10 protein-coding genes and 1 tRNA gene are annotated in these 12,486 nt (G+C 45.5%); 4 read left to right on the top strand and 7 right to left on the bottom strand.

The genetic code is table 11. The features are described 5' to 3' along the window. Positions 1-87: 87 nt before the first annotated feature. The gene (locus CWE13_RS01480) at positions 88-903 is read right to left on the bottom strand and encodes a MipA/OmpV family protein (RefSeq protein ID WP_126805564.1); all 816 of its coding nucleotides are present in this window, start codon (positions 901-903) and stop codon (positions 88-90) included. A 148-nt stretch (positions 904-1,051) separates the two neighbouring features. On the opposite strand from CWE13_RS01480, the gene CWE13_RS01475 reads away from it, so the two are divergent. After that, positions 1,052-3,055, top strand: a complete 2,004-nt coding sequence (locus CWE13_RS01475; protein WP_126805563.1) for an AAA family ATPase — start codon at positions 1,052-1,054, stop codon at positions 3,053-3,055. A gap of 111 nt (positions 3,056-3,166) precedes the next feature. Beyond that, a complete protein-coding gene (fabA, locus tag CWE13_RS01470) occupies positions 3,167-3,676 on the top strand; it encodes a 3-hydroxyacyl-[acyl-carrier-protein] dehydratase FabA (RefSeq protein ID WP_126805562.1) in 510 nt (169 codons plus the stop codon). A gap of 83 nt (positions 3,677-3,759) precedes the next feature. On the opposite strand, the gene rmf is transcribed toward fabA, so the two are convergent. The 5 genes from rmf to rlmKL all read right to left on the bottom strand — a co-directional run bounded on the left by rmf (position 3,760) and on the right by rlmKL (position 10,129). Then, positions 3,760-3,936, bottom strand: a complete 177-nt coding sequence (gene rmf, locus CWE13_RS01465) for a ribosome modulation factor (protein ID WP_126765905.1) — start codon at positions 3,934-3,936, stop codon at positions 3,760-3,762. A gap of 172 nt (positions 3,937-4,108) precedes the next feature. After that, positions 4,109-5,806, bottom strand: a complete 1,698-nt coding sequence (locus CWE13_RS01460) for a DUF3466 family protein (protein WP_126805561.1) — start codon at positions 5,804-5,806, stop codon at positions 4,109-4,111. Between the two features lie 12 nt (positions 5,807-5,818). Continuing rightward, on the bottom strand, positions 5,819-7,741 hold the full coding sequence (gene uup, locus CWE13_RS01455) for an ATP-binding cassette ATPase Uup (protein WP_126805560.1): 1,923 nt from the start codon (positions 7,739-7,741) through the stop codon (positions 5,819-5,821). Beyond that, positions 7,738-7,977 carry a glutaredoxin family protein gene (locus CWE13_RS01450; RefSeq protein WP_126805559.1) on the bottom strand — a complete coding sequence of 80 codons (240 nt, stop codon included), beginning with the start codon at positions 7,975-7,977 and terminating at the stop codon, positions 7,738-7,740. Before CWE13_RS01450 ends, uup begins: the two co-directional genes overlap by 4 nt. Next, entirely contained in the window at positions 7,970-10,129 is a 2,160-nt protein-coding gene (rlmKL, locus tag CWE13_RS01445) for a bifunctional 23S rRNA (guanine(2069)-N(7))-methyltransferase RlmK/23S rRNA (guanine(2445)-N(2))-methyltransferase RlmL (RefSeq protein ID WP_157980917.1), read from the bottom strand. Before rlmKL ends, CWE13_RS01450 begins: the two co-directional genes overlap by 8 nt. A gap of 225 nt (positions 10,130-10,354) precedes the next feature. Here rlmKL and CWE13_RS01440 point away from each other — a divergent pair. Both CWE13_RS01440 and cls read left to right on the top strand, forming a co-directional pair. Beyond that, positions 10,355-10,431: transfer RNA gene (locus CWE13_RS01440), tRNA-Met, on the top strand. Positions 10,432-10,508: 77 nt separating this feature from the next. After that, the gene (cls, locus tag CWE13_RS01435) at positions 10,509-11,939 is read left to right on the top strand and encodes a cardiolipin synthase (protein WP_157980916.1); all 1,431 of its coding nucleotides are present in this window, start codon (positions 10,509-10,511) and stop codon (positions 11,937-11,939) included. Here cls and CWE13_RS01430 read toward each other — a convergent pair. Continuing rightward, entirely contained in the window at positions 11,922-12,470 is a 549-nt protein-coding gene (locus CWE13_RS01430) for a cell division protein ZapC domain-containing protein (protein ID WP_126805556.1), read from the bottom strand. The genes cls and CWE13_RS01430 overlap by 18 nt on opposite strands. Between the last annotated feature and the right edge of the window lie 16 nt (positions 12,471-12,486).

Raw genomic sequence — 12,486 nt, 5'->3', positions numbered from 1 at the left:
ACTTGGCTAGCACTCAACCTGAATGAGCACGAATACAAAAGGCCTGCACAATGCAGGCCTTTTCTGTATATCTCGCAAACGGAGCACTTAAAACCGGTAACTCAACGAGAGAATAATACTTCGAGCGCTGCGGCTACTTACCATTGGGCTATCGGCAATCGCGCTATCACTGCGGCTGAAACTTACATTGCCATTCACGCTTAAACGTTCAGAAAACATATAATAACCACCAATGCCTATTTCTGGGCTCACCGCATGATTACCGGTATATTCTTGTAAGCCAGTGCGTGCTGCTTCTGCAGCATCAATGCCAAAGTAGTAGCGAACATAATCTTTACTAACGATATTCACACCAATTTCAGGTGATAATTGCCAAGCCTGGCCGGGCTTGTTGAGTGGCAAACTATAACGAACTCGTAATCGTTGGCCGTTATGGCGGCCTGATACATCCGTACTAAACGACGTGCTTACACTGCCATAAACGCTGTTATAGCGGTAATTTACACCTGCACCTAAACTAAATTTGCGGCGGTCAAGCTGCTGAATTTGCGCGTTATCTGATTCGCGAGGCTTAAAACGAAAAGGTTCAATCGCTAACACCGCAGATAGCTGATGCTCACGGCTCTGAATGATATGCCGGCCAAATGAAAGGCCTCGAAAATAGTATTTTTCCCCTTCATAGCCAATAAACGGAACGGCAAGTACATCTGCATCCATTCCAACATAGCTCGGATTCGAAGAAATTACACCGAAACCAACGCTAAAACCAAGGGGTGGCCCCCCTGCTCGCTCAGCCTCACTCTCTTCGGCATTTGCTTGTTGCGCAACCATATAGGAGCTTGCAACTAGAGCTAACAAACACGCGGCTTTTGGAAGTACATGCTTTCCCTTTTCACGCTTCATATCAAATATTCCCTATAAGTGAGCTAATCATTTTTCGGGTTTCATTAGATCTAAGTATGTTCTAACTATACGCAAGAACGCTTCACCGAGACCACAGGATCACGTATGATTACTTATTATTTAATTTAACCTAGTGTGCCACCTACCCATGATAGAAGAAAGCGCCCAGCGTGAGTTTGCCAAACATTTAAAACTGCCAGTTACGCAATTGGTTGCTGCAACGGAAAAGTGGCTTAACGAATATCCCGATACGGTTACCGCAAATCCGCTTGTAGGCCAAGACCGCGCGGTAACTGCAATAGCTCGAAGCCAACAGATCCGCTCAAATTTATCACACATTTATATGGCATTGCCGGCTGGATTAATCGTTGAAGACATCGTGCAACGGATGTGCAACGATCAGGGGTGGACAAGCTCAACGATGCGCGATTGGGTATATCTGGCAAACCCAGAAGATGAGCGTGCCCCGATTTCTATCAGTTTACCCGCTGGTACAGCCGAATCCGCGTTAGTTGGCCTTTGGGAATACTTAGAAAAGCTGCCAAACGAACGTACAGAAATTTTTGAGCGTCTGGTTCAAACCTATGCATCGGCGGGCTTCCGGCATTATTTGGAGCTAGTGGCTGATAAATTGTTCGATGATATTCCAGGAACAGAATTGGCCAGTGTTGTGGTTTCGCATACAGAGCCTCAGCCTTGGTATTTTTGTGATCGTGTATCACAAGCGAGTTTATTCGGTGATATTCGATTACAAAGCATTGATGGCACGATTAGCGCCGAACTTCACTTGATTAGGCCCGGGGCTATCCTAAAAGCGAACGGTGGAACCCTTGTTGTACATGCGGCGGAGTTATTGAGCCAGCCTGATCTCTGGCGTCAACTCAAACATATTTTACGCACCGGGGTGTATGAGTGGGAACAACCAACCACTACTCAAGCCGCTATTCACTATGAACCTGATCCAATTCCTGTTGATTTGAAAGTAATTTTGGCCGGTGGTAGAGAGCTGTATAGCCAATTGCAGGATTACGATCCGGAGTTTTCTAACTTATTTCCTTATTTCGCTGAGTTCAGTTCGTTCTACCCTACCCAAAATCAAAGTACAGCGCCCTATTTTGATTTTCTCGCTTATGTTGAAAATCGTGCGCACAGCAGACCATTAAATAAATCAGCGCGCGCTGCGTTGCTCGAGATTTCCGCATGTTCAACTGAACACCAGCATGAACTGAGCCTTGATGCTGTAGCGCTTATACAGTTGCTTGAAGAAGCAGAAGTCCTCGCATCCTTAGCTGGCGAACCGGAGATATCGAGAACGCACATCATACAAGCGCAACTCGAAGCAGAAAATAGAGATCGGTTGCTGGCCGAGTTGAATTGGCAGTCGATCATTGAAAAGCAAGTTCAAATCGACACTGAAGGCTTTGTTAACGGCCAGATTAACGGTCTTACCATTGTTGGTATGGGAGGCGTAGAGTTTGGTGAACCTTCACGTATAACAGCTACGGTGCATTATGGTGATGGCGATATTATTGATATCGAGCGAAAAGCGGAATTAAGCGGCAGCATTCATACCAAAGGTATTATGATTTTAACCGCGTACTTAGCAAACTTATTCGCAAAGCAAGATCCTATGCCATTATCAGCCACACTGGTATTCGAACAGTCATATCATGAAGTCGATGGCGATAGTGCCTCACTTGCTGAGCTCTGCTGCCTGATATCCGCATTAAGTGAAACCCCCATTGATCAATCAATCGCGGTAACTGGTGCTATCGATCAATTTGGTAACGTGCAGGCGATTGGCGGTATTAATCAAAAAATCCAAGGCTATTTTGAAATCTGCAAACGTCGCGGATTAAATGGTCAGCACGCAGTCATTGTGCCTAAATCTAATGTGGTTAATATCCATCTCAGTGCAGAGATTAGAGAAGCCGTAGCCAATAATTTATTTGCCGTTTATGCCGTTAGCCATACTACCGAGGCATTCGAGCTACTTATGAACACGCCGTGCGGTGAGGCCTCTGCAACAGATAAAGAAGGGCTATTTGGCCGCATCCACCAACGATTACAGGCTGTTATTTCCTCGCAGCACCAACCAAGTACACCGTGGTGGCAGCGCATATTTAAACGTTCTGAGCAATCTGAAGGGTGAAGTTGTACTGTTCGGACTTGTTTAGCGTACAACTGTTCGCTAAGCTACTCGCACTTTAAACTTTACCCTTAGTGAATTTCCTATGGGTTTCAATTTCAGGGTGTTCTGAATATGCAATCAAGTTATACAAGAGAAGAGCTACTTGCATGTAGCCGTGGTGAAATGTTCGGACCGGGTAACAGCCAACTCCCCGCTCCCAACATGCTGATGATGGATCGTATTACGATTATGGATCCTGAAGGTGGCGATCATGGTTTAGGCTACATTGAAGCCGAACTCGATATTCATCCTGATCTCTGGTTTTTTGCTTGCCATTTCCCCGGCGACCCAGTAATGCCTGGATGTTTAGGTTTAGATGCGCTTTGGCAAACCCTAGGGTTTTTCCTTGCGTGTTCAGGTGGCCCAGGCCGCGGCCGAGCACTTGGTGTTGGTGAAGTTAAATTTACTGGCCAAATACTACCGACTAATAAGAAAGTAACATACAAAATTCACATGAAACGCCTTGTGAAACGCCGCCTCTTCGTGGGAATCGGTGATGGTACGGTTGAAGTTGATGGTCGCACAATATATGAAGCGAACGACCTAAAAGTAGGCTTATTTACTGATACCTCAGCGTTTTAAGTTAACTGAATACCCGCCATATACAACAAAGCCCCCGTTATAACGGGGGCTTACTTTTTTCTTCTTAACTGTAACCGCTATTCTTATAGTCGGAACAATCCATCAGTTCGTGCCTCTATGGCATCTCGCCAGCCACCTAACCACTCTGAACGTACATCGCTATTCTGATAAGGGCAATTTTCTTTTGAACGCCCAGAAACTCCTGCTTTGAATCCTTGAGAGTGGGCACGCTCCATGCGGTCACGTTTTTGTCTTCTCATTATAACTACCTCACTTGTTCATTGAGTCTATCGTAGTACACGAACATTTATATGCTCGTTATATATGGATAGTTACAAACAGAAGAAAGTTCAATGAAAAAACCCGATTGAAACCGCCTAATCTGATTAAGGCGCTGACAATCGGGCTGTTTTTTCTTTAGAACGAAATGAACTAGATGGCGCTTTTTCTACGGCGTAAAGAAATAACCGCAAATAACGCTAAAACACCTAGCCAAAGCGGATGATTTGCAGCACCTTTGCGCTCTAATTGCACTTCATCTGTTTCTGGGCAACCTGGTTCACTTCCATCGGGTGTTAACACAAGCGTGCGCAAACGAGCAGCCTCGCTCACTTCACCGTCCTCTTCGATATCTGATATCCGAACGGCCACAACAGCGATCTCACCAGCATTATTAATATCAACCGCATCTAAAATTGAATACTCACTTTCGCAGCTTAAAAACGTATTCAAATCAACAATAGTGTCGGTATCAATATCATACAAGAAGCCCGTTGAGCGACGCTGAGCATTTTGTACGGAATCGTTTTGGCCGACACCCACTACTTGCCCATGATTATTAATGGCGCGCGGCTGCCAGCTCGAGTCGTCGAAGAAACCATTCGGATAAAACGCTTCACTTACACCATTGGTAACATCCATATGGAATAAGCGTTGGCGGAAATTCCCGTTAATAGAAATATTGCTAAATCCAACCGCGATATTATTGTCGTTGATAGCAATCGCTAGAGAGTTATTCCCCTCCGCTTCTTCTTCATCCAGCATATTCACCGCACCCTCTTCAGTAAAGAGTGTGGGGCGAGTGAATGAACCACCATTAACTTGGCGTTGCGAAACCCCAACGGCGATACCATGAATATTGATATCATTGGCAACGCTACGATAGCGAAGTGTTTCGAATACGTCTTCTTCGTCTTCTTCCTTATCGAAAGCAAGTCCGAGAGAACCCTGCTCTACTACATTTCCTTGGGCATCAAATTCCCAACGATAGGCTTCTTCATCCATAAGCGGCGACGCAGCCCCTGTGATACCACTGCGAGCAAACCAGTAACGGTGTAAGCACGCTTCTACTGGCTCAAGATAAATAGGTTCACCTTCTTCATCAACGTCGTCTTCTGATACACATCGACTATCATAAAAATCTTCCAAGACCTGACCATTTGCTACCGAAGCGTAGCCTACCGCTACATTATTATCGTTAATAGCAAACAACCCTGCTGTTCCATTCAGCATCAAGCCCGGCTCACCGGTAACCAATGTATAGTTTACACCGTCTGTCCACGCACCTTGTGGAAAAGCGTTGCGAAGATGAAAGCGAGCTAACTCATTTTCATCATCAGTATCTTCAATCCACTGGTAAGGTGGCGCTGATTGCCCTACGGTGATGCCTTGATTATTTACACTTTGCACTCGGAAACTAACGCTATCAGAACGTTCGCCAGTTTCATCATCTAACGCTTCAAAGCCATCTAATTCATAAATACTTGATGTATCGTAATAAAAGCCAAGTTCAATGGCTAAATTCTGAAATTTGGGATCACCACCTACACTACTAATTAGGTAATCACGCAACTGTCTACGCTCACGCTCGGTTGGATTGTTTATATCTTCAATCGATTCAAACGCTTCTGGATCTAATAAATCCAAACGTAAGTTTTGGCCACGTAAATCAGCAAGTTGACCAACAACATGGCCACTATCATTAATTGCACGCGGAGATGTATGAATAGCGCCTTCTACAGCACCGATGTCAGTGACCTTATAGCCACCTGATTCTGCTACTGCGCCACCTACGGCTAATGTAGAGCCGATAAGCGCTGCAACTGCGAGAGAAATCTTTGTTTTGCGCATTCAAATACCTTGTTATAAGTTTTCCAAATAATCCCAGCGTTCCAAAGCCTGCATCAACTCAGTTTCAACGGTTTCTGCACGCGCTGTAACTGGTGATGTCACCGATACTGGCTGACGAAAAAATTCTGGATCATTTAATTGTTGTTGTAGTTCACTAAGCTCTTGCTCTAAGGCCTCAATTTGGCTCGGCAACAACTCAAGCTCACGCTTCAGTTTGTATGATAACTTGTTCGCCTTCTGAGCTAAAGGGGGCTGCTGCTCTGAGTGCACTTTAGCTTGAGAAGTTCCCTGCTTTTTTTGATTTGCTGGTGATACTTGCCGCTTCTCAGCGTTAGCCTGTTGATAAACCCCTACTTCGTGGAAACCGCCGAAAATTTCCGTTACTTTTCCTTGCCCTTCAAACAGAAGCACCGAGGTAGCCGTGTTATCTATAAATTCGCGATCGTGGCTTACCACAAGTACCGTTCCCGGGTAATCGACGACTACTTGCTCGAGTAACTCTAAGGTATCGATATCCAAATCATTTGTCGGTTCATCGAGAATCAATAGATTACTTTCAGGCAACAATATTTTCGCCAACATCACCCTATTCTTCTCACCACCGGAAAGCGCGCTTACTGGCATTTGCGCTTGTTGTGGCGAGAATAGGAAATCTTGTAAGTAGCTAAAAATATGCCGTGTGCGACCCCTATGAGTTACTTCTTTTTTACCTTCAGCTACGTTATCTGCAATGGAAGCATTCAAATTTAACAACTGGCGGTGCTGATCAAAATACGCCACTTGTAAATTCGTACCTAAACGCACATCGCCGCTACTAGGGGCCAAATCACCTAAAATAAGCTGAATTAACGAGCTCTTGCCACAACCATTTGGGCCCACCAGAGCAAGCTTATCACCACGTTGAATTAATAGATTCAAATGTTCAATCAAGCGCTTATCGCCAAGCGTTAAACTAATATCGGTTGCTTCAAAAACAAGTTTGCCCGAACGCTCACCACTTGCCTGCTCAATTTTAACCGAGCCCTGCACCTTACGCCGTTGCGAACGTTCTTGTCGAAGCGCTTGCAAAGCACGAACACGGCCTTCATTCCGTGTACGGCGAGCTTTTACACCTTGGCGTACCCACACCTCTTCTTGAGCGAGTTTCTTATCAAACTCCGCTTGCTGCGCAGCCTCCACTTCGAGTAAACGCTGCTTTTCCTCTAAGAAGGCATCATAGTTGCCCGGAAAACTGGTGAGCGTGCCTCGGTCTAAATCAACAATACGCGATGCTAACCTGCGAATAAAAGCGCGATCGTGGCTAATAAATACCAAGGCACCAGGAAACTCACTGAGCATGTTCTCGAGCCATTCAACGGTGGCAACATCCAAATGGTTTGTTGGTTCATCAAGCAACAGTACATCAGGTTGTGTAGCGAGGGCTTTCGCCAGTGCTACTCGGCGCAGCCAGCCACCTGATAGTGTATCCATTCCGGCATCGCCATCTAGATTCAATCGCGATAGCACTTGCTCTATCCGGCTTTGTAACTGCCAGCCATCGTTTGCTTCAATCTTGGTTTGAATACGCATCATTTGGTCAAGCAAGCGCTCATCTGTTGCATCGAGCGCCATGGCTTCACTAACAGCCTGATAATCGGATAATAATTTTCCGGTTTCAGCAAAGGCACTGGCCACATAATCAAATACTTTGCCCGGTGTGCGAGCTGGTGGATCTTGCGGAAGCATCGCTACCCGCGTTTCGCCCACTAAATGTAGCTGCCCGTCGTCAAGCAAGATGTTCTTATTTAGAACCTTCAATAAGCTTGATTTACCGGCACCGTTACGGCCAGTGATACAAAGCCTTTCGCCGGATTCTACGATTAACTCGGCATTATCTAACACCGGCGCCGCGCCAAATGCGAGCCGGGCATTACTTAATCTCAGTACAACGCTCATAAACTGAGGAATTCCTGTAATTTAACTTCTGCAAATGGCCATTTTAGTTCAGCATCATCGATTGCTCTTACTAAAACGGGAACTAGTGTCGCGTATTCTTCTACCAACGCCGGATCGCTCGCAATATCAACCACATTGAGCTGAATTGGTTCATCGAGTTGCTGCGCATATATCTGTTGAATAGCTTGCGTACACAGCGGACAATGCTCTTTCATTAATAGATAAAACTCAGGCATGGGTAAGATACCAACAAAAATGAATGGCACGTTGCTTTTCAAAATCCAACGGGATACTAGCGCGGGTTCTATCTTCTGCTTTAAAGCCCATTGCGGCTACCGCATTCTCATCTAACTTAAAGCCCCGTTTATTATTGGTGAAAATCAACAAACCACCAGGTGCTAAAAGTTTTTTCGCTTTGGCCAAGATATCCACGTGATCGCGTTGCACATCGAAAACCGCTTCCATTCGCTTAGAATTCGAGAATGTGGGCGGATCGATAAAAATCAAATCCCACTGCCTTGGTGATGAATCATCCGCGTGCGCCGTTAGCCACTTAAGGCAATCAGCTTGCTCAAATTCATAACGGTTAATGGTTAAGAAATTCAAGCGGAAGTTGTCTTTCGCCCAATTCAAATAAGTTTTCGATAAATCTACGGTGGTAATTTCTTTAGCACCACCTAAACCTGCATGTACAGACGCGGTTCCCGTATAGGCAAATAAATTCAACACGCGCTTATCTTTAGCTAACTTCTGAATATCTTTGCGCACTAAGCGATGATCAAGGAACAAGCCGGTGTCTAAGTAATCCGTTAGGTTCACTTGGAACTTCGCGTTGTATTCTTGCACTTCAATCACTTCGCTATCGCTGGAAACGCGCGTGTATTGTTTCTCGCCCTGCTGACGCTTGCGCTGCCGGGTAAAAATTCGGTCTGGGTTTACCGGTAAACTATCCATAACCGCTTCCAGAATATGCCACCAACGTTTTACCGTAATGTGCTCGGGAATATCTTTAGGCGCGGCATATTCTTGTACTACCAGGGAACCATCGTAGTAATCAATCGCGGCATTAAACTCGGGTAAATCGGCATCGTACACGCGGAAACAATTCACACCTTCTTTTTCAGCCCATTTACTACGCTGTTTCCAGTTCTTCGCTAAACGATTCGAAAGCGCCGCCACTTCCGGGCGTGCAAACTCTTCTTGGGCATCGGTAAGGTCCATTATCGCCAGTAAAACGGGAATGCCACCGTTATTCAGCTTGTATTTTTTCTCTGTGCGCATGCGCATAGCTTTAATCATCGATTCATCAGGTGCAATAATTGCGGCTTTCCAGCCACTAATGCCTTGCCGAAGCTGACGCCCAAAATCACGATAAAACAACCACGCGCCAAGTTCGCTGCCAAGCCGCTCACCATACGGCGGGTTGCTCAATAGCATGCCTGATGCCGCACTCTTATAACGCTTCAATAGCCACGGCGATGAAGCATCACCTTCTTCAATCTTGATTAAATCTTCGAAGCCAAGCTGGCGAATATTTTGATTTGCCGCTTGCACTACACTCGGATCGCTATCAACGCCATGAAACGTAGTTTTGCAGGTCGCTAAACCGGCGCTAAAACGAGCCTGAGCTTCGGCCTTAACCTCGTTCCAAACTGCCGCTTTATGACCACGCCAGGCATTGAAGCCCCATTGGGTGCGTTGCAACCCCGGCGCTCTGTCGGTAGCAAGCATCGCTGCTTCAATAAGTAAGGTGCCTGAGCCACAAGTAGGATCCGCAACCAAGGCAGGCCACTGCTCTGGGGCCTGTATGGCTGGCTTATTCATACCGGCGCGGACGACTAATGCTGCTGCTAAGGTTTCACGAATAGGTGCTGCCCCTTTTGCTTGCCGATAGCCGCGTTCGTGTAAACCAGTACCTGCTAAATCTAAATAAAGCGTTGCTACGCCTTTATGCAAATAACCCTGAATATTGATTTCAGATTGTTTTGATTCAACAGTAGGACGACGCGCGCCAACACGGCGAAATGCATCAACCACACCATCTTTAATAACTTGCGCGGAAAACTGAGTATTTCGTAGTGTTTCGCTGGTGCCGTTAAAGCGCACAGAGAAGGTATTTCGCTCGTTAAATACATCGGCCCATGGATAATCAGCCGCTGCTTTCTCCAGTGCGAAACGATCATGCACTTCCGTTTCGGATAGCTTTAGTAACACCCGGCTACCAAGACGCGACCACATACAAAGTGTGTATCCAAGGCGTAAATCCCCTGAGCACGTAACACCTGAGTTGGTAAGCTGTATATCAGTACCACCAAGATGCTCGATTTCGGCAGCTAAAAGCTCTTCGAGGCCACGACCGCACGGTAAAAAGAATTGTAAACTATCCATTAAATACATTAATTCCAAAGCTAGACGCATAAAACGCGAGGGGGCGAATTATAACGCAGTTGAATACAGATGTCTGTGTTGTTTGAAGGCCAGAGTTTCATCTGCCAAATAGCCGTAAAAGCCGCTTTATTAAACGTTTCGTTGATTATTTAAGCGGTTGATACGAAATATGAAATATCTTGTTGCAATGCCCAACGTCGCTGGTAAGATACGCCCTCAATCGGACGCGGGGTGGAGCAGTCTGGTAGCTCGTCGGGCTCATAACCCGAAGGTCGTAGGTTCAAATCCTGCCCCCGCAACCAATCCGATACCTTTCAATTGTATTTCTGTTCCTTACTCCCTATAGTGTATTTATCCCCATTTGGATAAAGGCATCGTTTTGCAAATTACTGATTTTTTAGTTGTTTTCTACTGGTTACTTACGGCGTCTGTATTTCTTCGAGTAATATTTAAACGCCGCCCAGTGAGCTCCTCACTTGCGTGGGTGCTTATCATTGTTGTGTTCCCTTTTCTTGGTGTTCTAATTTATCTGTTTTTTGGCGAAATTCACCTTGGAAAACGCCGAGCAGAACGAGCACATGCACTACGTACCCCTTTTCTAGAAAATTTAACCAAATTTTTAAGTGGTCATGAAACACCACCTCCTCCGGGACATGCCGCTCGCGCTATTTACCAAATTATGCACCAACGCGATGGTATCGGAGGATTGAGTTATAAGAATTTCTCCGTACTTTCCGACCCCGATAATATTTTTGATCAATGGATTCGCGATATTGAGCACGCTGAACGCGATATTCGTATGGAATTTTATATTTGGCATCCACATGGCCGCGTAACGGAAGTAACTGAGGCGCTTATTACTGCAGCTAAGCGTGGCGTCAGTATTGAGATATTGGTCGATCACGCCGGTAGTTGGTCATTCTTTATGTTCAGCCGCGATCTAAAACGAATGCGGGCCGCTGGCATTAAACTGCTACCCACCCTACCCGTTAATCTATTCCGTAACTTGTTCCGGCGTGTCGATTTGCGTTTACATCGGAAACTTATCGTTATTGATCATGTTACTTGTTACACAGGCTCAATGAATATGGCCGACCCACGTTACTTTAACGCCCATAAGAAATTCGGCCCGTGGATTGATATTATGTTGCGTTTTGAAGGCGCGGCAGCCTTCGGTGTATCTAAAGTTTTTTCTTGGGATTGGGAACTCGAAACCGGCGAGCGTAATTTTCCGCAATTAAAAACAGAACTAGCAACTTGCGAACAGTGGCTTTCTATTATTCCATCGGGGCCAGGCCAAGGGGAAGCGGTGATGCACCAAATCATGCTTTCCATGATTCATCGGGCAAACACCAGCATAACCATTGCAACACCTTACTTCGTGCCTTCTGAAGCAATATTTGAAGCGCTTTGCCATGCCGCGCAACGCAATGTAGATGTATGCATATTGCTGCCAAAGGTTAGTGACTCGAAAATAGCAAGCTTTGCTAGTGAATCGTTTTACAGTGGTTTGCTCGATGCCGGCGTAGAAATAAGATTATTTCATCAAGGTTTACTACACGCTAAAGCTATCGTAGTTGATAGCGAACTTGCTTTGGTTGGCAGCATGAATATCGATATGCGGAGTTTACAATTGAATTTCGAGCTTTCGGTAGCACTCTATGATGCGGAGAGCTGCAAAGACGTATGTAATTTATTGAACACTTATAAAGAACAGAGTAATACCGTAGATGTAGAAGCTTGGCACGAACGACCAAGCTATCGCCACATTGCAGAACGTTTTATGTACTTCTTAAGCCCACTGCTGTGAGGTAAACGAAGTATCGCGGAGTATTGGATGACGCTGTGATTCTTGTAAGCGATCATTTAACACACGGGTGACTTCAAAGCGTTGCATGGTTTTAAAACCGCCCACTTCAAAGGTTTCATCCACCAGCATACACAATGAACAACGCTCATCTTGTTCGATGATTAGAAAATCTGCTTGGCTTGTGCCGGAATTGAGTGAACAAAATAAATGATCTTTTGGCCATGCTCTCTCATCGCCGAAGCTACCAAACTTAAAATACCAACTTTGTGGAAGCATCAGCTTGCCGAAGCGTACTAACGCAGTAGCATGCAAGGCGATTTTAAACTGTTCATTTGCAGAGAGTGCACTGTAACTATCGAGATAATCCGAGAAATTTTGAAATGCTGCGGCATCGTCCATGGAGAACGAAACTTGGTCCGGCAAACGATCACGCAAAAAAGAACGCTTGAACATAAGTTCTTGCGTTAATTTTTTATCTAAATCAATTGCTAAATTCTGTGAATCTAGTAACCGCCACTGCCAGTTCTGCATCGAATTCGTCCATTTT

It is taken from the genome of Aliidiomarina shirensis, assembly GCF_003987345.1.
Classification (GTDB): Bacteria; Pseudomonadota; Gammaproteobacteria; order Enterobacterales; family Alteromonadaceae; genus Aliidiomarina; species Aliidiomarina shirensis.
Note: the sequence above shows the minus strand (reverse complement) of the source record. Positions and strands in the feature narration are given on the sequence as shown.